Genomic DNA, 20,742 nt, shown 5'->3' on the forward strand with positions numbered 1-20,742 from the left:
GCGATGCGCAGTGGCGCCGAGCGGCATGGATGCCGCGAGAGCCGCGTGGGCCATGGATGGCCCATTCGCGGCGGGCCCACGGAGCATTGCCGGAGGGAGGGCATGCCGAGCCTGTGGCGAGGCACCGTATGGCGGGGTATAGAGCCCTTGGTTACTTGGGGCTTTTCCAAGTAACTCGCCGCCAGGCGAAACCCAGCTGCGTTAGCAGCTACAGCGCAAGACCAGACAAACCGAGTGCACAGGTTTTACGACGACTTCGTCGCCGATCGCGGGCAAGCCACGCTCCTACAGGGCCACGCATTTCGCCGCCAAGCGAAATGAGGCTGCGTTAGCAGCCCGGCAATGCAGTCGCGTAACCCTCACCCCTCCAGCACTTTGCAATAAAACGCCCACTCGGTCTCCAGTGCGTGGGCCAGGTTGCTGGCCTGGCGGAAGCCATGGCGTTCTTCGGGGTAGAAGTGGCCTTCGGCGGGGATGCCTTTTTCCTGTAGGGCGTTGAGCATGTCGCGAGTCTGGGACGGGACGACCACGGGGTCGAGTTCGCCCTGGAAGAAGATCACCGGCACCTTGATCCGGTCGGCGTGCCGTAGAGGCGTGCGTTCGCGGTAGCGGGCCATGTCGATGTCGGGGTCACCGATCAGCCAGTCCAGGTAATCCGCCTCGAACTTGTGGGTGGCTTCGGCCAGCGCCAGTGGATCGCTGACGCCGTAGAGGCTGGCGCCGCCGCGGAATACATCCCTGAATGCCAAGGCGCACAGGGTGGTGTAACCGCCAGCACTGCTGCCACGGATGAACGCCTTGCCCGGGTCGATCAGGCCGCGCTGGCCCAGGTGCTCGACCACCGCGCAAGCGTCTTCGACGTCTACAGCGCCCCATTCCAGAAACAACGCCTGCCGATAGGCCCGGCCATAGCCGGTGCTGCCGCGATAGTTGACGTCGGCCACAGCGAAGCCGCGCTGGGTCCAGAACTGGATGCGCGGGTCGAGTACCGGGTAGCAGGCCGACGTCGGGCCGCCGTGGATGAACACCACCAACGGCGGTTTCGCTTCGTCGGTCATGGCCGGATAGAAATAGCCGTGGGCTTCACCGTCGCCGCTGGGGTAGCGCAACGTCTGCGGACGGCTGATGCGTTCGGCGGGCAAGGGAGCGACGCCGCCGGCCAGTACCTGCACCTGCTTGTCGGAACGGCGGATCGCCAACACCGCAGGCGGGCTGATCGCCGACGCAGCGACGCAATAGAGGTACTGATCATCCTCGGCCAGATTGCGAAAACGGCTGTAGTCGCCGCTGAAATCTTCCACCGAACCGTCGGACGAATGCACGCCCAGCACGCCGACGCCGTGTTCCGACCAACTGGCCACATAACCGCCGTCGTTCAATGGCAACCAGCTGCAATTGCCCATCTGCCATGGCGCGGACGCGTGATCGGCTTTGGCGGCGGGCAGCGCTTGCAGGCCGTCCAGGGTTTCCACCCAGGGCTGCCAGAAACCACCACGGTCGGTCAGGCAACACAGTCGACCTTGCTGGTCAAAACACGGTTGTTGCAAGGCTTCCAGACCCAGGCCGCCCGCCAGGCAATGCGGCCGGCCCCAGTTGCCGTCGGCCATCCGTTCGACGCTGAGCAAGCGTGTGGCGGTCCAGGGTTGGTGCGGGCGCCACCATTCGATCCACGCCAGCCGCTGGCCGTCTGGGCTCATGGTCGGTGACGCATAGAAATCGGCGCCTTCAGCCAGCACGGCGCGTTTGCCGTCGACAAGGTCGATGCTCACCAGGCGGTGGGTGTCCTGTTCTTCCTCGACCGCCAGAATCTGCCCTCGCGCATGACGGACATCGCCGTAGCGTTTGTCACCTTCGGTCAGTGCCTGCGGAGTGTCGGAGTCGAACGGCTGAACGTACAGCTGCTGGTCAGCCTCGTTGACGAACACCACGGCATCGTCGCTCAGGCAGAACGAACCGCCGCCGTATTCATACACCCGACCGCGCACGCTGAAGCCGTCCGGGGTCAGGTGAGTCGTGGCGCCATCGCGCCAGCGGCAGATCCGCGAAACGGCGTCGTGGGGGTTGAATTCGATCCAGAACAGCCCGGCAGGGCTGACGCTCAGTTCAGAGAAATCTACGCCAGCGGCCACCGCCTGGGCGGCCGAAAACAGGTCAGGATTTGGCGATGAGACGCGAGTTTCGTTCATTGCGGAACGCCAGTTGCTCGATGGTCTGGCTAGCATACTCGGCTTCGTCGCGAGCCTGGGTGATCAGGTGGTGCTGTGGGGACTTGCTGCACACCGGGTCGGCGTTGCTGGCGTCGCCCGTGAGCATGAAGGCCTGGCAGCGGCAGCCGCCGAAGTCCTTTTCCTTCTCGTCGCAGGAACGGCACGGCTCGGGCATCCATTCGTAACCGCGAAAACGGTTGAAGCCGAACGAGTCGTACCAGATGTGCTGCATGCTGTGGTCGCGCACGTTGGGAAACTGGATCGGCATCTGCCGCGCGCCGTGGCAGGGCAGGGCGGTGCCGTCCGGGGTGACGGTGAGGAACAGGTTGCCCCAGCCGTTCATGCAGGCTTTCGGCCGTTCTTCGTAGTAGTCGGGGGTGACGAAGATCAGTTTGACCGGGTGTTGCTCGGCGGCCAGTTTTTCCCGGTATTCATTGGTGATGCGCTCGGCCCGCACCAGTTGCTCCTTGGTCGGCAGCAGGCCGACGCGGTTCAGGTGCGCCCAGCCGTAGAACTGGCAGGTGGCCAATTCGACGAAGTCGGCTTCCAGCGCCACACACAGCTCGATGATCTTGTCGATGCGGTCGATGTTGTGCCGATGGGTGACGAAGTTGAGCACCATCGGGTAGCCATGCTTTTTCACCGCGCGAGCCATTTCCAGCTTCTGCGCGAAGGCCTTTTTCGAGCCAGCGAGCATGTTGTTGACCTGCTCGTCGCTGGCCTGAAAGCTGATCTGAATGTGGTCCAGACCGGCTTCCTTGAAGTCGATGATTTTCTGCTCGGTCAGGCCGATGCCGGAGGTGATCAGGTTGGTGTAGTAACCCAGCCGCCGCGCCTCGGCGATCAGCTCGGCCAGGTCTTGACGCACCAGCGGTTCGCCGCCGGAAAAACCGATCTGTGCCGCGCCCATCTGCCGGGCTTCGGCCATGACCTTGAACCACTGCTCGGTGCTCAGCTCCTGGCCTTGTTTGGCGAAGTCCAGCGGGTTGGAGCAATACGGGCATTGCAGCGGGCAGCGGTAGGTCAGCTCGGCGAGCAGCCACAGTGGCAGGCCGACGGGCGGCGTCGGTGGAATATGCACGCTGGACTCGCCTTGGGTAGGCGCTTCAGCCGGCGAATCAGGCAAGTTCGATCCAGTGTTCGGCACGCGCGACCTCCATGAATTGCTCGACGTCATCGCCAAGTTCGGGAACGCCGGGGAATTTCTCGTCGAGCAGGGCAATGATCGCGCCGACGTTGCGCTTGCCGTCGATCAGCCCGCCGATCTCGGCAGCGCTTTCGTTGAGCTTGATCATGCCTTCCGGGTACAGCAGGACGTGACCGTTCTGCGCCGGCTCGAACTGGAAGCGGTAGCCGCGGCGCCAGTTGGGGACTTGTTCGCGATTGAAGCTCATAGGGCAATTCCTTTGTGCCAGACGCGCTGGTCGGTCACGCTGTGATAGGGCGGGCGATTCAGCTCGTACGCCATGCTCATGGCGTCCAGCATGCTCCACAAAATGTCGAGTTTGAACTGCAGGATTTCCAGCATGCGCTGCTGGCTTTCCCAAGTGGTGTAGTGCTGCAGTGTGATCGTCAGGCCGTGTTCCACGTCGCGCCGAGCCTGGCCCAGGCGGGTGCGGAAATACTCGTAGCCGGCCGGGTCGATCCACGGGTAATGCTGTGGCCAGCTGTCCAGTCGCGACTGGTGGATCTGCGGGGCGAACAGTTCGGTCAACGAGCTGCTGGCGGCTTCCTGCCAGCTGGCACGGCGGGCGAAGTTGACATAAGCGTCGACGGCGAAGCGCACGCCGGGCAGCACCAGTTCCTGCGAACGCAGCTGATCCGGGTCCAGCCCCACGGCCTGACCCAGCCGCAGCCAGGCTTCGATGCCGCCGTCTTCACCCGGCGCACCGTCGTGGTCGAGCAGGCGCTGAATCCACTCGCGACGAATCTCGCGGTCCGGGCAGTTGGCCAGGATTGCGGCGTCTTTCAGCGGGATATTCACCTGATAGTAGAAGCGGTTGGCCACCCAGCCCTGAATCTGCTCGCGGGTGGCGCGGCCCTGATACATCGCCACATGGTACGGGTGATGAATGTGGTAGTACGCGCCCTTGGCACGCAGAGCCTGTTCGAATTCGGCGGGGGACAGCGGCGTGTGTTCGCTCATGTCGTCACTCTTTCTTGCACGTGGGATGCAGCTTCTGTGGGAGCGAATTCATTCGCGATTGGCCGCTGCATTCGACACATCTGCGTCGGCTGAAACATTTTTCGCGAATGAATTCGCTCCCACAGGTTCAGTTGGCTGCGCCTTACAACTCGATGCTCATGCCATCAAAGGCCACTTCAACCTCACGCCGGGCCAGTTCGGCGCGCTCGGGCGAGTCTTCGTCGAGAATCGGGTTGGTGTTGTTGATGTGGATAAGCACCTTGCGTTGCTCCGGCAGCTTCTCCAGCACTTCCAGCATACCGCCGGGGCCGTTCTGCGCCAGATGGCCCATTTCCGTGCCAGTGCGGGTGCCGACGCCGCGACGTTTCATCTCGTCGTCGTCCCACAGGGTGCCGTCGACCAGCAGACAGTCGGCGCCGCGCATTTTTTCCATCAGCGCCTCGTCGACCTTGCCCAGGCCCGGCGCGTAGAACAGCTTGCCGCCGGTCTTCAGGTCTTCGACCAGCAAGCCGATGTTGTCGCCCGGATGCGGGTCGAAGCGGTGCGGCGAATAAGGCGGCGCAGCGCTGCGCAACGGGAACGGGGTGAAACGCAGGTTTGGGCAGGCCGGAATCACGAAGCTGCCTTCCAGCTCGATGCGATTCCACTGCAAACCGCCGTTCCAGTGCTTGAGCATGTTGAACAGCGGGAAGCCGGTGCTCAGGTCTTCATGAACCATGTCGGTACACCAGACCTGATGCGGGCAGCCTTCGCGCAGGCTGAGCAGGCCAGTGGTGTGGTCGATCTGGCTGTCCATCAGAATGATGGCGCTGATGCCGGTATCGCGCAGGCCGCGATTGGGTTGCATCGGCGCGAAGCCTTGCAGTTGCGCGCGGATGTCGGGGGAGGCGTTGCACAGAACCCAGTTCACGCCGTCGTCAGAGAGCGCGATGGACGACTGGGTGCGAGCGTGGGCCCGCAGGCTGCCGTCGCGAAAGCCTGCGCAGTTGGCGCAGTTGCAGTTCCATTGAGGGAAACCGCCGCCGGCGGCTGAGCCGAGAATCTGGATGTGCATGGGGTCTCCGTGCCGAGTGGCCGTCTGCGAGGCCGAAAAAACTCAAGTCCTGTAACAAAAAAGCCCCGGCGAACCGAGGCTTTTCACCGCGCAGCAATCAACGGCTTGCGAAGTACATGGTGACTTCAAAGCCGATACGCAGATCAGTGTAAGCAGGTTTAGTCCACATAAAAGACTCCTTCTGGGTGAATGCAACGGTGGATAGGTAGTTCTTTAGTACGCCACCGTGGGCATACGTTCAGAATCATTAGGGAGCTATGTTACTAAAAATGACGCCACGGCAATGATGAAATATCCGATAAAGATTTTTGCATCGAACGCAATGATCAGGCCGAGCCGTCTGGATCGGGGCGATTGGCCAGGTGCAGCGACGCTCTGTCGCAGCCTGTCAGACGATCGGCGGCGTGGATTAACGTGGATTTCTGCAACGGTGCCAGCGCTTTTCGCAGCCGTGGCAGGTAGTCCGCGCCGTGCCCGGCCAGGTGCGCCTGCCAGAACATTTCGGCTGCCTGCGCCGGGTCCATGACATTCGGGTCAAGCTGAGCCAGCAACGCGCCGACCGAAGCCGGCAGGTCGGCCTGTTCGATCAGCGCTGGCAGCGTGTGCAACACCTCGTCGATATGGTCACGCAACTGCCCGACGCTGGCGCCGGGCGATTGCACGCCGAACAGCAGGCCGCTCTGGCCGTCGATCTGTCGGAAACCGCTGAACACCGCGTAGCCCAGTTGCAGTTCGACACGCAGACGTTGATAGAAAGGCCCTTGCAACCATTGCGCGAACAATCGCCAGATCGCCTCATCTTCGATAGTGGACGAGGGCGTAGGACAGAACAGCAGCAGGGCGTTTTCCGCCGACGTGGAGGGTTCGCTTTGCCAGCGCTGGCCTGTTGTTTTCGACATTGCACCCGGTGTATCGAGAGGCTGGCCGGGGATACGCTGTCCGACATGACACAGCGCTGTCCGGGTCGATTCGTTCAGGCCGATGGCAAAACCGCTCCAGCGCGTTTGCGCCCAGACACTCGCAAGCTCGCGGGTTTCTGCGCTAGGCCATATGTTCAAAAAATGATCAGGCAGCACTTTGAGCAATTGCCGGATCGGAATTGGCGCGGGTTCGTTGCTGGCCTGGCCGTAGCGCGCCAATGTCTGCGGCGTGGGCTGGGTGAGTTGTTGCAGCGCGTGATTGAGCACGGCAGGCATCGGCTCGGCCAGCCCGCTCAATTTCAACTGCCAGTGGCTGCCGATTGCAGCGAAGGTCAGGGTCACACCCGCTTCCTGCGCGTCGGCGATCAAGGGTTTCAGGCTGTCGCCGAGCATTTGCGCCAGCGTCGGTTGCGGGGACGGCAGCGTCCAGCGCAGGTACAGCGTGCCGTCGTCGCTGTCGGCGAGCGCCTCGCTGAAGGTCAGCGCGGGCAGGGGCGTCGGTGTCGTGGCCGGCACGGCGGATGGAAGCAGAAACGGGTTGGCGGCCGGCAATTGCCAGGCGATGTCGTCGATGGGCGAACAGTGCGCTGGAATGAGCCGGTCGAGCAGCGCATCCAGCGCCGTGATGGCCGCGCTGGACAGTCCTGGCGTGGCGTCTGTTTCGCTGAAGTGCCTGGCCAGCGACAGCGCGCCGCTGACGTCCAGATGACGTTGCTGCAGGCGAGCGTATTCGGCGAGCAGGGCGTGGAAGCGGGGTTTGAAGAAGGTGAGCCAGTTGTGGAGCAGAGCCGAGCGTTGTGCTGTCTGTTCTGACGCTATCGCGAGCAAGCTCACTCCTACAGGTGGACGCGCCTTTTCTGTAGGAGCGCGCTTGCCCGCGATGGCTTCACCCGGTTCAACACGGATCTCCAACAAAACCTGCCCTGCAAACCCGTACACCATCTCGGCCTTGAGCGATTCCGCCAACCCGCGCCGCCGCAACTCTGCGGTCAGCCCACCGTCTTGCGTGTTGTTCAGCCAGGTGCAGAGAAACGCCGCCGCCTGTTCGTGCCCTGGCGGCAGGTCTTCACAGGCAAACAGCAGATGCGTTTGATCTGTAGAGATAATCGAATCGTCGCGTTCCACGAGGGCGGGCGGCCTGGTCTGTTCGACCCGCGTTCCCGTGGCGAAACAGCCTCCGAAGCGCTCGGCCAACGCCTGTAATTCATCCAGCGACTGCGGTCCGCTCAGGCTCAAGGTCATCTGCCCGGCTTGATAGAACCGTCGGTAAAAGTCTTCCAGTGCCTGCTGAAATGCCTGACGCGGCACCGGCAGGCTGAAGCGATTGCCGGCATGAAACCCGCGCAGCGGATGGCGTGGCGAGAGCACCTGTAGCCGTTTCAGTTGATCGCGCGACGCAGCGTCCCGCGACCAGGCGATGAACTCGGCGTGCAGCACCTCGCGTTCGCGCAACTGGTCTTCAAGGGCCATGCGCGGATGGGCGAGCATGTCGCACAGACGCTCCAGACCATCGGCGAATACGCTCTGCGGCAGTTCAAAAAAGAAATCGGTGGTGCGCTCGCGGGTGCTGGCGTTGACCTGTCCGCCGTGGCGCTGAACGAAGGCCATCAGGTGTTCGCCAGTGGGGAAGCGCTCGGTACCGAGGAAGAACAGATGCTCAAGAAAGTGCGCCAGCCCCGGCCATTGCGGATCGACATCATGGCTCCCCGCCGCCACCCGCAACGCCGCCGCACAGCGTTTCAGACGCGGCGCCGAATACAGCGACACGCGCAGGCCGTTGGGCAGGCTCAGGGAATGGTGGCGAGGTGAAGCGGTGGCAGGCATGACGGGGTCCGAGGCACGGCGGTGTGACGGGTCATGCTAGCGGATATGTCGGCGGTTGGCGCGATATGCCGGCCAATACCGGCCCTGTGGGAGGGAGCTCTGCTCGCGAATGCTTTTTGTCTGCCAGCACTGCATTGTCTGAATTGACGCTTTCGCGAGCAGGGCTCCCTCCCACAGGTTTTCTGTGTGTCACCCCTTTGCAAGGCTCCCATAAAACCCCGGCCGGCGATCCTTGAAGTAGGTATTGATCGCCTGCGATTCGCTCATCAGCGCCCGGTCCAGGTCCGCGATCACCAGGGCTTCTTCCTGCCCGGCCAGGCCGATCTGTTTGCCGTCCGGCGCGCAGATGCTGCTCAGACCGCAGTAGTGAATCGCACCCTCGCTGCCGCAGTAATTGGCGTAGACCAGATAGCACTGGTTCTCGAAGGCGCGGGCGCGCACGGTGACTTCGGCAACGAAGTCGTAGGGCGCCATGTTGGCGGTCGGCACCAGGATCAGATCGGCGCCGGCCAGGGCCAGACGCCGGGTGTTTTCCGGGAACTCGACGTCGTAGCAGATCAGAAAACCCAGCTTCCAGCCGTTAAAATCCACCACTGGAAAGTGTTCGTCGCCGGCGCTGAACATTGATTTATCCAGATCGCCATACAAGTGCGTCTTGCGGTAATTGCACAGGCGCTGCCCCTGCGCATCGATCAACTGCACTGCGTTGTAGACCTGCCCGTCGGCGCTCAGGTCGGGGTAGCCGTACAGGACGGCGATGCCGAACGCCTGCGCCATTTCGGCAATCGCCTGCGCTGCTGCACCATCGCTGGCCTGCGCCAGATCATGGGCCGCTTCGGCCCCGATGTTGTAGCCGCTGAGGAACATTTCCGGGCAGACCAGCAGCGCCGCGCCCTGATCCGCCGCGGCTTTTGCCTGGGTGCTCAGCCGATGCAGGTTGCCGCTGACATCCAGCGGCAGCGGCGGGCATTGATAGAGAGCGACGCGCATGGCGACTCCTTATTCCGGCAGGACGATGGGGCCGATCTCGTCGAACACGTCGCCGGGGCCGGGGTTTTCCGCATGGGTCTTGCCACCGAAGTGGGTCATGATGCCCCACACCGCGTTGAGCGACGTCTGCACCGCGCCCTCGACCCAGGCCGGGGTCCACGACACGTCGTCACCGGCGATGAAAATGCCGCGCTGTTCGTCAGGCATGTCCTTCTGCATGAAGTGCGCGTACATCCGCTGGTTGTAGCGGTAATGGCCGGGCAGCGCGCCTTTGAAGGCACCGAGGAAATGCGGGTCGGCCTCCCACGACACGGTGATCGGGTCGCCGATGATGCGCGCGGCGATGTCGACTTTCGGGTAGATCTTCTTCAGCGCGCCGAGGGCCAGGCTGACGCGCTTTTCCACGGGATGCGGCAGCATTTTCAGCGCGTCGCTCATCCACGAGTACGACAGACAGATCACCCCCGGCTTGTCCTCGCCATTGGAATAGGTGCCGTTGTCGAACAGGTAGGTGCCACGGGTCAGGCGGTCGGTGAGGGTCATGCTCATCAGGTCGCGTCCGGTTTCCGGATCCTTGTCCTTCCAGAACGGCCGGTCGACCATCACGAAGGTTTTCGACGACTGCATGTAGCGCGTGCGGTCCAGAGCCATCCACATCTTTTGCGAGAACAGCGACTCCTCGCATTCGATCTGCGTGGTCAGCAGCCAGCTCTGGCAGGTCGCCAGCACCGCGTCGTAATGGCGGGTGTCGCCCCAGTTGTCGGTTACGGCGAACTTGCCATCGGCCGCGCGGGCGATACGTTTCACCCCGGTGCGCGGCGCGCCGTGGTGCAGCGACGACAGGCTGGTGCCTTGCGGCCAGTGTACGCAGCGCTCCGGCACATGGCGCCAGATGCCCAGCGGCACCTGCTCCACGCCGCCAACGATCAGGTGTTGGTGATCGTCGCAGTTGGTCATCACCACACGGAAGATTTCCAGCATCGAGTTGGGGAAGTCCGAGTCCCAGCCGCCGGTGCCGAAACCGACCTGGCCGAACACTTCGCGGTGGTAGAACGACAGCTTGGCGAAGGCCTTGGAGGTGGCGACGAAGTCATAGAACGTGCGGTCGTCCCACAGCGGTACCAGGGTGTTCCACAGCGCCTTGAGGCGTGGCACGTCGCGGTCGCGGATGGCCTGTTGAATGTCGGCGAACTGCGCGCCGTCTTCCAGTGCGTCGGCCCAGGCGTCAGCCACTTCTTGAAACAGCGCAGGCAGGTCCGACAGCTTCTGTGCGTAGTGGGTAGTGCCTTCCAGATCGATCACCGTGCTGCCGGAGGCGGCGGTCAGCGGGTTGGGGAAGGGCTTGGATTCCAGGCCGAGCTTGTCGACGTAGTGATAGAACGCGGTGGACGAGACCGGGAAACGCATGCCGCCCAGCTCGGCGATGATGCCTTCGGCGCCTTCGAACTGTTGCGAGCGCAGGCGACCACCCATTTTCGAGGCTTCGTAAACGACCGGCTTCAGGCCCAGCTTCATCAGCTCATAAGCCGCCACCAGCCCGGCGATCCCGGCGCCGACGATGGCGACTTCCTTGCCATGGTTCTCGGCAGGAATGCTGCCCAGCCCGGCCGGATGCTCGATCCAGTCATCAAAGGCGAACGGAAAGTCCGGGCCGAAAATCGTGATCGGTTTCTTGCCGTCGGCGGGGTGGCGATTGTTGTTCATGACTGACCTTAAATTCGACTGGGGCGCGAAAGTGGAAAGTCTAGATAACAGTTGAGACGTTAATAAGACGCAGAGTGTCGTCGTTATGCAGAGATGTTAGTCAATGTGACGAGGCGGATGTACATTTTGAGATGTGAGAGTGTTTCCGGTAGGAGCTGGCTTGTCCTGCGACCGGCTGCGCAGCAGTCGCGAACTCTGACAACCCTTTATACCTGACACACCGCATTTATCGGATTTACGACGGGTTTCCCGCCGGTCGCAGGGCAAGCCAGCTCCTACACGTATCGAATGGCTCTGCTAAACCGGTTGCCCCCGATCAATCTTGCTGCTGAGGATGATCGAGGTGGTGGTCTTCTCCACGCCGTCGACACTGCCGATCAGATCGAGCAGTTGGTCCAGCTGTTCCGGCGAATCGGTGCGCAGCCAGGCCACGTAGTCGAACTCGCCGCTCACTGCACACAACTGTTGGACCTGGGCCAGCGCCGTCAGGCGTCGCAGCACTTCCTTGCCGGAACGCGGTTGCACGGTGATGCCGACATACGCCTGCAAGCCGCCATCGACCACCCGCTGACTCAGCCGCACGCCATAACCGGTGATGATTTTGGCCTTCTCCAGACGAGCCAGGCGCGACGTCACCGTGGTACGGGCGATGCCCAACTGCCGCGCCAGATTGGCCACCGGTTCACGGGCATTGATCTGCAGCGCGGCAATCAACTGACGGTCGATTTCGTCGAGGGCGGGAGGGCGGGTGTCGGACAAGGGTGGATCTCCATTCGGCAAGCGGGTGATGTTACCCGCTGCCACGGGCATTACCTATCCGTAGCCGGCTGGCTGATGCCTTGTGGGAGCGAATTCATTCGCGAAACGGTGTGTCAGGCGACGGTGATGATGGATGTACCGACGCTATCGCGAATGAATTCGCTCCCACAGGTGGCGTGTCCATCATTCACGCCTACAGGGCCATGCTCAGTGCTTGTAATCCGGCGCCACCCGATCCAGCAGCCGCAACAACGCCGCCCAGGCGAAATCCACCGCATCCGGGTCGTTCAATTCACCTTCCGCCGCCGGTTTGCCCGGCTCGTTGAATTGCCGCTCGGTGCGTCGGCACACCTCGTCCGACGGGATGACCAACTGACCGCCCGCCTGGGCGGCGATCTGGATTTCGCAGGCTTTCTCCAGGTAATACATGCGCAGAAACGCCTGCTTCACGCTGTCGCCCACCGCCAACAACCCGTGGTTGCGCAGAATCATCACCGAGCTGTCGCCCAGATCCGCGACCAGCCGCTGCTGCTCGCTGAAATCCAGGGCGATGCCCTCGTAGTCGTGGTAGCCGACCCGGCCATAGAACTCCATGGAAATCTGGTTCACCGGCAACAACCCGGCTTCCTGCGCAGCCACCGCACAACCAGCCTTGGTATGGGTGTGCAGCACGCACTGGGCGTCTTCGCGGGCACTGTGGATGGCGCTGTGAATCACGAAACCCGCCGGGTTCACCGGGTAATGCGAGGCTTCCACCTTGTTGCCGTCGAGGTCGATCTTCACCAGATTCGATGCGGTGATTTCCTCGAACATCAGCCCGTACGGGTTGATCAGAAAATGATGCTCGGGACCGGGGATCCGCAGCGAAATGTGGGTGAAGATCAGGTCGGTCATTCTGAAATGGGCGATCAGGCGGTAGCAGGCCGCCAGTTCCTGCCTGAGTTGCCATTCCTGCGGGCTGTAAGCGTGAGACATGCTGGGCTCCAAAAAGTGTGTTCGGCAGGACTTGCAGCCTGCCAGCCGCCTCGTCAGCCGTCGAGTCTTGTAGGAGTTTTCTCCGTTGTCACCGTGCTGTCATTCTGCTGTCACCCGTTGCGTGCCTAAATTCTCTCCCAGACTTTCTTGAATCCGCGTGGGAGCCCCGTCATGACCGATAGCACGTCGTTGGACTTTTCCGAAACCGCCCGCTACATCCACGCCGATATTCTCGACAGCTTCGATGAAGAACTGGAGATGGAATACGACGACGCGCGCCTGGACGGTCTGCTGTCTGACCTTGGCGAAGAAGTGCCGAAAGGCATCGATCGTCGGGTGTATTTCCGCGAACTGCTGCGTCTGCAGGGCGAGCTGGTCAAGCTGCAGGACTGGGTCGTCAGCCAGAAACTCAAGGTGGTGGTGCTGTTCGAAGGCCGCGATGCGGCCGGCAAGGGCGGTGCCATCAAGCGCATCACCCAGCGCCTCAACCCGCGGGTCTGCCGCGTGGCCGCGCTGACCGCGCCGACCGAGCGCGAGCGTACCCAGTGGTACTTCCAGCGCTACGTGTCGCACCTGCCGGCAGCGGGCGAAATGGTCCTGTTCGACCGCAGCTGGTACAACCGCGCGGGCGTCGAGCGGGTCATGGGCTTCTGCGATAACGAAGAATACGAAGAGTTTTTCCGCACCGTGCCCGAGTTCGAAAAAATGCTGGTGCGCTCGGGGATCATCCTGATCAAGTACTGGTTCTCCATCACCGACGACGAGCAATATCGCCGCTTCCTGATGCGCATCCACGACCCGCTGAAACAGTGGAAACTGTCGCCGATGGACCTGGAGTCGCGCCGTCGCTGGGAAGACTACACCCGCGCCAAGGAAGAAATGCTCACCCGCTCGCACACCGACGTGGCGCCGTGGTGGATCGTCGAAGCCGACGACAAGAAGCGCGCGCGGCTCAACTGCATTCATCACCTGCTGGAGCAGATTCCACGCGGTGACACCGAGTCGCCGCAAGTGGTCCTGCCTGAGCGCGTCTACAACGCCAACTACCTGCGCGCCCCGGTGCCGCGCAACATGGTGGTGCCGTCGGTCTACTGACCGTTCTTGATGGCAATGACGGCGAAGATCAGATCTTCCACTTCCTCGCCGTCTTTGCCAGCCGCTGCTGCAGGCCTTCGAGGTTGAGGGTGAACTGCCGCGTCATCAGTTGATAACCCAGCATGTCGGTGGACGCAGTCGGTGCTTCCGGGCCCACCGCCAGGGTTTCGCTCGGCCGTTGCAAACGCTCGGTGGCGCCGGTCTGCAACGCCCGCGCCATGCCGATCAGCAAGCGCCGGATGCGTCGATGTTCGGCGGTCATGGCCACATTGCCCAACTCGGCGGGACGCAGATTGGAAAGGATTTCCAGAGTGCTCAGGCACATGCGGAAATGCCCCTGGATGGCGTCCAGCTCGACGATTGAAATCCGCACTTCCTTGGACACCGACGGCATCAGCGAACGCAGCTGCAGCATGGTGGCGTTGAGCTTGGCCGTCAGCTTGCGGTGCTCGTCGGCGCTGATCGACTGGCCGCTGGCGATGCGGTCATAGACCTTGGCGCAGTTGCGCAGCCCGTTGGCCAGGTTGTAGCGCCAGGAATACACCGCATACAGCGGCAGGGCGAAGGAAAACGCCAGCGCCAGGGCGATGCCGATCAAGATATCCACCGTGCGCCATAGCCCGTCAGTGATCGGGTTATCGCCATGCCCGGCAACGATAAACAGCGTGATCGCCGACAACAGCGCCGTGTAACCGCCCTTGCCGATGGCGTGATAGGCAAAGAAACCGCAGATCGACGACATCAGCACATAGGTCAACAGCGGCAGGCCCAGATAACTCTGCTGCGCCACCACCATCAGCCCCAGCGCTGCGCCGATCAACGTGCCGTAAGCCCGCTCTACCGACTTCTTGCCGATATTGCCGTGGTGCTGCAAGCCGCCAATCACGATCAACATCGTCACCGACGCCCATTCGCCGTGGGGCAGATGGATGCCCGTGGTCAACAGAATCGACACCAGCAAACCGACCACGATGCGCCCGGCGTGGATATAGCGGGCATGACGATAGCGGCGATACGGGTCCAGAAGGGGACGCAGCAGACGACGGAGCCACAAGGGCAGGGAAGGCATATTCATGGGGTAACAGACCCTGGAAGTGGCGAATGTTTCCGATAGTGTCGCAAAAGCCGTGGCGGGATGGCTCGTGCAATCTTCAGCCTTGCGCGAGGGAGGGATGCACCTGAAGCCCGCTTGCAAGACCCGCCGCGAATAGCCGGACATAGGGCTCCGGCGTCAGCACCGTCACTGTCGTCTGCTTTGCAACCGACGCGGCTATCGGCTCATACCCCGCAAACGACCAACGCCACTGACCGCCCCGCCACAACAGCACCGCATCACCCTCCACCTCGATCATCGTCCCGTCCGGCAAGTCACCCAATACCGCCTGCCACGTCCACTGACTGCCATCGGCATTCAAACGAGCGTCATGCAACACCCGATCAATCCCCGCCGCCGACTGATCCAAACCCGGAAACACCTCGGCCCACAACGCCTTGAACCGCTTGAAATCGGCATGCCGACAATAACTGCACGGCCGATGCCCGGCGGCGTAGGCGGTGGGTTCGTCGAGGAAAAACAACTCGGTGTACAGACCGGGCGTCATGACCTTGCGCTGCACGCCCTTGAAGTTCAGAAGGCACGTTATCCAGCGCTGTAGCGCCCAAGGGCGGGTGATGTGTTGATGAGCGTTATGCAACAGCCCGCGATTGCCCATGAAGGTACCGCGGGCAGGGACGGCACAGAGTTGGCCGTGGGGGTTGAGGCGGTTTTGCAGAGGCATGGCGATGCTCCTGAACCGGTTTCCAGACGAAAAAAAACCGCGCATCGCGCGGCTTTTTATATGGTGGGCCCACACGGACTCGAACCGTGGACCAAAGGATTATGAGTCCTCTGCTCTAACCAACTGAGCTATAGGCCCTCAGTCAGGCGGCGGATTATAGCGATGGTTTCCGTGCGGGGCTATCCGAAAAGTCCGAAACCGTCGTGCGAAGAAACGTCGCGCAGAATTCGTCGGGGCGCAGGGGCAGGCTGACGATGTAGCCCTGGATCTGTTCGCAGCCTTCTTCGGCGAGGCAGCGTTGCTGTTCGATGTTCTCCACGCCTTCGGCGATGACGGTCAGTTGCATGCTGCGGCCGAGGGCGATGATGGCGCGGACGATGGCGGCGTCGTGGGGGTCGTCGGGCAGGCCGCGGACGAAGGACTGGTCGATCTTGAGGATGTCCAGCGGCAGGCGCTTGAGGTAGCTCAGCGAGGAGTAGCCGGTGCCGAAGTCGTCGATGGCCAGTTGCACACCGAGTTTTTTCAGGCGGTGCAGCACGGAGAGGGCTTCTTCGGTCTGCGACATGATGAAGTTTTCGGTGATTTCCAGTTGCAGGCAGCCGGGCTGCAGGTGGTGGCGCTTGAGCAGTTGTTCGATGCGGTTGACCAGGTTCGGCTGACGCAGTTGTGCGCCGGCGAGGTTGACCGAGAGCGGCCCGAACACGTCGTAGGTCCGGTTCCATTCCTCAAGCTGGCGGCAGGCTTTTTCCAGCACCCATTCGCCGATCTGCAGGATCATGCCGTTTTCTTCGGCCAGCGGAATGAAGCGCTCGGGCGGCACGTCGCCGAAGGTCGGGTGGGTCCAGCGAATCAGTGCTTCTGCGCCGACCAGACGATGGGTCAGCAGGCTGACCTTGGGCTGATAGCTGAGGCTGAACTCGTTGCGTTCGATGGCGCGGCGCAACTCGTGCTCCAGGGCAATGCGTTCGCTGGCCTGGGCGGTGAGGTCACGGGTGTAGCTTTCGACGCGGTTGCGGCCTTTGGCCTTGGAGCGGTACATGGCTGCGTCGGCGTTCTTGATCAGGGTGGCGACGTCGGCACCGTCGGTGGGGAACAGGGCGCTGCCGATGCTGGTGCTGATGAAGAACTCGTGCTCGCCGGCCTGGAACGGTGCGGAGAAGCTGTTGAGCAGTTTGGTGGCGATGGTTTCCGCGTCGTGCTCCGATTGCAGGCCGGGCAGCAGAACGATGAATTCGTCGCCGCCCAGGCGTGCCACGGTGTCGATGTCGCGCAGGTTCTCTTTCAGGCGCTGGGCGATACCTTTGAGCAGCAGATCGCCGACCGGATGGCCGAGGCTGTCGTTGATGTGCTTGAAGCGGTCCAGGTCGAGGAACAGCACGGCACCGAGGCTGCTGGCCTCCTTGCTGTGGATCAGCGCAGCGTGCAGGCGACTTTCAAACAGGGTGCGATTGGGCAGACCGGTGAGCGGGTCGTGGTGGGCTTGATAGTCCAGACGTGCCTGGGCCTGTTTGAGGCTGGAAATGTCGGCGAACACGGCGACGAAGTGGGTGATGAACTTGTCGCGGTTGCGCACGGCACTGATGGTCAGCCAGCTCGGATAGATCTCGCCGTTCTTGCGCCGGTTGCTGATCTCACCCTGCCAGTGGCCTTCGGCGGTGAGCTGATACCACATGGACGCGTAGAAGGCGCTGTCGTGCAGGCCGGACGCCAGCAGGCGCGGGGTCTCGCCGATGGCTTCGTTTTCGCTGTAGCCGGTGATTTCGCTGAAGGCACGGTTCACCGCGTTGATGCGCTGGCGGGTGTCGGTGATCAGCACGCCCTCGGCAGTGCTTTCGAACACGGTGGCGGCCAGTTGCAGTTTTTCCTGCATCTGATGGCGTTCGGTGATGTCACGGGCGATGGTCAGCATGCAGTCTTCGCCGCCGATGGGCAGTGGCCGCGATGAGATCTCGCAAAGCCGGATCTGCCCGTCGCGACGGCGGATATGGGTGGTGAAGTCTTTGACGAAGCCGTCGCGGTTGAGTTGCTCCAGCAGTTGCTGGCGTTCGTTGAGGTCGACCCAGATGCCCAGATCCAGCGTCGTGCGGTCCAGTGACAGCGAGCTGTGATAGCCGGTAATGCGGCTGAATCCGTCGTTGATCTCCACCAGCATGCCGTCGCTCTGGCGGGAAATCAGTAGGCCGTCCGGCGAGGAGTGGAAGGCCTTGGCGAATTTCTCTTCGGACATCTGCAGCTGTTGCTGCGCTTCCTTGAGCGGGGTGATGTCGCGCACTACCAACACCACCGCCGGAGTGGAGTCCAGGTCGAAGGGCTCGGCAGACAGCAGCCCGGTGAAAATGCGTCCGTCGCTGCGGCGGAAGGGCATTTCCAGGTTGCGGATGCTGCCTTTCTGCAAACGCTGCAACAGGCTCTGGCCAATGTCCGGGATACCCCAGATGTTCAGTTCGCCCGGAGTGCGACCGATCACTTCGTTCTGGCTGAGGCCGATTTGCTCGACGAACGCCTGGTTGGCTTCCAGGAAGCAGCCGTCGGAGAGACGGGCGATCACCAGAATGTCCGGGCACTGGGCGAAGACCGAGGCGAATTTGCCTTCGGACAAACGCAGCGCTTCTTCGGTCTGCTTGGCTTCGGTGATGTCGATCATCAGGCCGCGCATGACCGGTTCGCGGCCATAACCGATCAGGCTGACGATGTCGCGAACCCAGAGAATCCGTCCATCGGCGCAGACCACCCGGTAGTCGAGGCTGTGATCGTTGCCCAGCGCGGTTTCGCGGTCACAGAAGCTCTGCGCGCATTCAAGGTCGTCGGGGTGGACGATGCTGCGCCAGAAGCCGGTCTTGCGCCATTGTTGCAGGGGGTAGCCCAACAGGTTTTCGGCGTGGGGCGAGACGTAGTTGTAGGAGTAGTCGCGGGTATTGGCTTCCCAGGCGATGGCGGACAGGCTCTCGATCATGCCGCGATAGTGATATTCGCTGCTGCGCAGTTCCTGTTCGAGGGCGATGCGCCGGGAGATTTCCGAGCTGAGGCGGCGGTTGATGCGCACCACGATGCCGAGCACGGTGGAAAGCAGGAGCAGGCCGGGGAGGCCGAACAACAGGAAGTCATGCCAGAACTTGCCGGAGTCGATGCCGTGTATCGGCAACGCCAGGGGTTGTGCGCCGTTGTCGAACTCCGTCTGTTCGCCGTCGGACTGGTGCAGGCGCTCGCCCATGTCGGCCAGTCGTACGCTGGCTTCCTGTAACGGGCTGGAATCGCTTGAGCTGCCGGGATCGGGCGACGCAGCATCCATACTGTGCATTGCTTCGTCGTGCGGGTTGAGCGGGGTCGTCTCCACTCGGGAAAGCGCATTGGCCTCTGCGCTGACCGGCCCCATCAAGCACAACAACACAATGGCTGGCTTCCAGAACATCGCAGCCCCAAATAGTTTCACCGATGAGAATGTGTCGAGTGTAGCTGCGCCGGACGCCGCTGACACCCCGACAAAATCTTATTCTTCTGAAACGCAAAACCCCCGGCAAGGCCGGGGGTTTTGGGGTGCAGCGCGAAGCGTTTTACTCGTCCAGGAACGAACGCAGGTGTTCGCTACGGGTCGGGTGACGCAGCTTGCGCAGCGCCTTGGCTTCGATCTGACGGATACGCTCGCGGGTCACGTCGAACTGCTTGCCGACTTCCTCAAGGGTGTGGTCGGTGTTCATGTCGATGCCGAAACGCATGCGCAGGACTTTCGCCTCGCGAGCGGTCAGGCCCGACAGCACTTCGCGGGTGGCTTCCTTCAAGCTCTCCACGGTCGCCACGTCGATTGGCGATTGCATAGTGGAGTCTTCGATGAAGTCGCCCAGATGCGAGTCTTCGTCGTCACCGATCGGGGTTTCCATGGAGATCGGCTCTTTGGCGATCTTCAATACCTTGCGGATCTTGTCCTCAGGCATTTCCATGCGCTCGCCCAGCTCTTCCGGCGTCGGCTCACGACCCATTTCCTGCAGCATCTGGCGGGAAATACGGTTGAGCTTGTTGATCGTCTCGATCATGTGCACCGGGATACGGATGGTGCGCGCCTGGTCGGCGATGGAACGAGTGATCGCCTGACGGATCCACCAGGTGGCGTAGGTCGAGAACTTGTAGCCGCGACGGTATTCGAACTTGTCCACCGCCTTCATCAGGCCAATGTTGCCTTCCTGAATCAGGTCGAGGAACTGCAGACCGCGGTTGGTGTACTTCTTGGCGATCGAGATCACCAGGCGCAGGTTGGCCTCAACCATCTCTTTCTTCGCGCGGCGGGCCTTGGCCTCACCGATCGACATGCGACGGTTGATGTCCTTGATTTCCAGCACGGTCAGGCCGGTTTCTTTTTCCAGGTCGGTCAGCTTCTGCTGGCAACGCTGGATGTCGGCCTGCAGGCGACCGATGGCTTCGGCGTACTTCGCCTTGCCGCGGGCCAGGAACTCAGGCCAGGTCTGGTCGACTTCGTTGCCAGGGAACTGACGCAGGAAATCGGCGCGTGGCATGCGAGCGTCACGAACGCACAGCTGCATGATGGCGCGTTCCTGGGCACGCAAACGCTCCAGAGCGCTGCGAACACGTTCAACCAGGCCTTCGAATTGCTTCGGTACCAGCTTGATCGGCATGAACAGCTCGGCCAGAGCCAGCATCTCGGCAACGGCCTGCTTGTCGTCACGGCCTTTTTTCAGGGCCTTGAGCGTGACAGCCAGTTGCTCGGATACGGCGCCGAAGCGTTGTGCGGCGATGACCGGGTCCGGACCGCTTTCGGCCTCTTCCTCGTCGTCACCGTCAGCGCTTTCCTCGTCTTCGTCATCGTCGGCCGCTGCGGCCTTCTCGGACTTCTGATCGATAGGCAGTGGCGCTTCGGCTGGCGGCGCAATGCCGTCATCCGGGTCGATGTAGCCGCTCAGAACGTCGGACAGACGGCCACCTTCGCTGGTGACACGGTCGTATTCGGAGAGGATGTGCTCGACCGTACCCGGGAAGTGAGCGATAGCGCTCATGACTTCACGAATGCCTTCTTCGATGCGTTTGGCGATTTCGATTTCGCCTTCGCGGGTCAGAAGCTCGACGGTGCCCATTTCACGCATGTACATGCGCACCGGGTCCGTGGTACGACCGATGTCGGTTTCGACCGCCGCCAGCGCTGCCGCTGCTTCTTCCGCAGCGGCCTCGTCGGTATCGGCGTCCGCCAGCATAAGGGCGTCCGCATCCGGAGCACTCTCGTGTACGGGGATCCCCATGTCGTTAATCATGCGGATGATGTCTTCCACCTGCAACGGATCTTAAA

14 protein-coding genes, 1 tRNA gene and 2 pseudogenes are annotated in these 20,742 nt (G+C 62.1%); 1 reads left to right on the forward strand and 16 read right to left on the reverse strand.

Annotated elements, in window-relative coordinates:
• Positions 1-359: 359 nt before the first annotated feature.
• The 11 genes from ACIPL0_RS28875 to ACIPL0_RS28925 form a co-directional block, all read right to left on the reverse strand.
• Positions 360-2,186 carry a prolyl oligopeptidase family serine peptidase gene (locus ACIPL0_RS28875; RefSeq protein ID WP_400602340.1) on the reverse strand — a complete coding sequence of 609 codons (1,827 nt, stop codon included), beginning with the start codon at positions 2,184-2,186 and terminating at the stop codon, positions 360-362.
• Positions 2,152-3,354 (reverse strand): pyrroloquinoline quinone biosynthesis protein PqqE, encoded by a 1,203-nt coding sequence (pqqE, locus tag ACIPL0_RS28880; protein ID WP_400602338.1) that lies wholly within the window; start codon positions 3,352-3,354, stop codon positions 2,152-2,154. Before pqqE ends, ACIPL0_RS28875 begins: the two co-directional genes overlap by 35 nt.
• Complete coding sequence (gene pqqD / locus ACIPL0_RS28885) at positions 3,326-3,601, reverse strand: pyrroloquinoline quinone biosynthesis peptide chaperone PqqD (protein WP_400602336.1); 276 nt, start codon at positions 3,599-3,601, stop codon at positions 3,326-3,328. Before pqqD ends, pqqE begins: the two co-directional genes overlap by 29 nt.
• Positions 3,598-4,353, reverse strand: coding sequence for a pyrroloquinoline-quinone synthase PqqC (gene pqqC / locus ACIPL0_RS28890; protein ID WP_400602334.1), 756 nt, complete (start codon positions 4,351-4,353; stop codon positions 3,598-3,600). Before pqqC ends, pqqD begins: the two co-directional genes overlap by 4 nt.
• 142 nt (positions 4,354-4,495) lie before the next feature.
• On the reverse strand, positions 4,496-5,407 hold the full coding sequence (pqqB, locus tag ACIPL0_RS28895) for a pyrroloquinoline quinone biosynthesis protein PqqB (RefSeq protein WP_400602332.1): 912 nt from the start codon (positions 5,405-5,407) through the stop codon (positions 4,496-4,498).
• Positions 5,408-5,504: 97 nt separating this feature from the next.
• Positions 5,505-5,576: a pyrroloquinoline quinone precursor peptide PqqA gene (pqqA, locus tag ACIPL0_RS28900; protein ID WP_008365141.1), complete on the reverse strand. Its 72-nt coding sequence runs from the start codon at positions 5,574-5,576 to the stop codon at positions 5,505-5,507.
• 157 nt (positions 5,577-5,733) lie between these two features.
• A complete protein-coding gene (pqqF, locus tag ACIPL0_RS28905) occupies positions 5,734-8,151 on the reverse strand; it encodes a pyrroloquinoline quinone biosynthesis protein PqqF (protein ID WP_400602330.1) in 2,418 nt (805 codons plus the stop codon).
• A gap of 189 nt (positions 8,152-8,340) precedes the next feature.
• Entirely contained in the window at positions 8,341-9,141 is an 801-nt protein-coding gene (locus tag ACIPL0_RS28910) for a carbon-nitrogen hydrolase family protein (protein ID WP_400602328.1), read from the reverse strand.
• 9 nt (positions 9,142-9,150) lie between these two features.
• Positions 9,151-10,845, reverse strand: coding sequence for a flavin monoamine oxidase family protein (locus tag ACIPL0_RS28915; RefSeq protein ID WP_400602326.1), 1,695 nt, complete (start codon positions 10,843-10,845; stop codon positions 9,151-9,153).
• 297 nt (positions 10,846-11,142) lie between these two features.
• Positions 11,143-11,604 carry an Lrp/AsnC family transcriptional regulator gene (locus tag ACIPL0_RS28920; RefSeq protein WP_400602324.1) on the reverse strand — a complete coding sequence of 154 codons (462 nt, stop codon included), beginning with the start codon at positions 11,602-11,604 and terminating at the stop codon, positions 11,143-11,145.
• 207 nt (positions 11,605-11,811) lie between these two features.
• The gene (locus tag ACIPL0_RS28925) at positions 11,812-12,579 is read right to left on the reverse strand and encodes a class II aldolase/adducin family protein (protein WP_400602322.1); all 768 of its coding nucleotides are present in this window, start codon (positions 12,577-12,579) and stop codon (positions 11,812-11,814) included.
• Positions 12,580-12,750: 171 nt separating this feature from the next.
• On the opposite strand from ACIPL0_RS28925, the gene ppk2 reads away from it, so the two are divergent.
• Complete coding sequence (gene ppk2 / locus ACIPL0_RS28930; protein WP_400602320.1) at positions 12,751-13,674, forward strand: polyphosphate kinase 2; 924 nt, start codon at positions 12,751-12,753, stop codon at positions 13,672-13,674.
• 28 nt (positions 13,675-13,702) lie between these two features.
• Here ppk2 and ACIPL0_RS28935 read toward each other — a convergent pair whose 3' ends face one another.
• The 5 genes and pseudogenes from ACIPL0_RS28935 to rpoD all read right to left on the reverse strand — a co-directional run.
• Positions 13,703-14,749 carry an FUSC family protein gene (locus tag ACIPL0_RS28935; RefSeq protein WP_400602319.1) on the reverse strand — a complete coding sequence of 349 codons (1,047 nt, stop codon included), beginning with the start codon at positions 14,747-14,749 and terminating at the stop codon, positions 13,703-13,705.
• A gap of 76 nt (positions 14,750-14,825) precedes the next feature.
• Complete coding sequence (locus ACIPL0_RS28940) at positions 14,826-15,452, reverse strand: hypothetical protein (RefSeq protein ID WP_400602317.1); 627 nt, start codon at positions 15,450-15,452, stop codon at positions 14,826-14,828.
• A gap of 61 nt (positions 15,453-15,513) precedes the next feature.
• Positions 15,514-15,590 (reverse strand) — tRNA-Ile (locus ACIPL0_RS28945).
• A gap of 16 nt (positions 15,591-15,606) precedes the next feature.
• Positions 15,607-18,579: pseudogene (locus ACIPL0_RS28950) on the reverse strand (EAL domain-containing protein); the annotation flags it as partial.
• Positions 18,580-19,003: 424 nt separating this feature from the next.
• Positions 19,004-20,737 (reverse strand): annotated as a pseudogene (gene rpoD, locus ACIPL0_RS28955) (RNA polymerase sigma factor RpoD); the annotation flags it as partial.
• Positions 20,738-20,742 lie beyond the last annotated feature (5 nt).

The organism is Pseudomonas sp. NPDC090208 (genome assembly GCF_044746785.1).
Taxonomy (GTDB): Bacteria; Pseudomonadota; Gammaproteobacteria; order Pseudomonadales; family Pseudomonadaceae; genus Aquipseudomonas.

Bases quoted from the DNA above. Each gene is read 5' to 3' on its own strand.
- ACIPL0_RS28925 (WP_400602322.1), bottom strand. From the start codon at position 12,579: ATGTCTCACGCTTACAGCCCGCAGGAATGGCAACTCAGGCAGGAACTG.
- pqqF (WP_400602330.1), bottom strand. From the start codon at position 8,151: ATGCCTGCCACCGCTTCACCTCGCCACCATTCCCTGAGCCTGCCCAAC.
- ACIPL0_RS28875 (WP_400602340.1), bottom strand. From the start codon at position 2,186: ATGAACGAAACTCGCGTCTCATCGCCAAATCCTGACCTGTTTTCGGCC.
- ppk2 (WP_400602320.1), top strand. From the start codon at position 12,751: ATGACCGATAGCACGTCGTTGGACTTTTCCGAAACCGCCCGCTACATC.
- ACIPL0_RS28910 (WP_400602328.1), bottom strand. From the start codon at position 9,141: ATGCGCGTCGCTCTCTATCAATGCCCGCCGCTGCCGCTGGATGTCAGC.
- pqqD (WP_400602336.1), bottom strand. From the start codon at position 3,601: ATGAGCTTCAATCGCGAACAAGTCCCCAACTGGCGCCGCGGCTACCGC.
- pqqC (WP_400602334.1), bottom strand. From the start codon at position 4,353: ATGAGCGAACACACGCCGCTGTCCCCCGCCGAATTCGAACAGGCTCTG.
- ACIPL0_RS28940 (WP_400602317.1), bottom strand. From the start codon at position 15,452: ATGCCTCTGCAAAACCGCCTCAACCCCCACGGCCAACTCTGTGCCGTC.
- ACIPL0_RS28915 (WP_400602326.1), bottom strand. From the start codon at position 10,845: ATGAACAACAATCGCCACCCCGCCGACGGCAAGAAACCGATCACGATT.
- pqqB (WP_400602332.1), bottom strand. From the start codon at position 5,407: ATGCACATCCAGATTCTCGGCTCAGCCGCCGGCGGCGGTTTCCCTCAA.
- ACIPL0_RS28935 (WP_400602319.1), bottom strand. From the start codon at position 14,749: ATGAATATGCCTTCCCTGCCCTTGTGGCTCCGTCGTCTGCTGCGTCCC.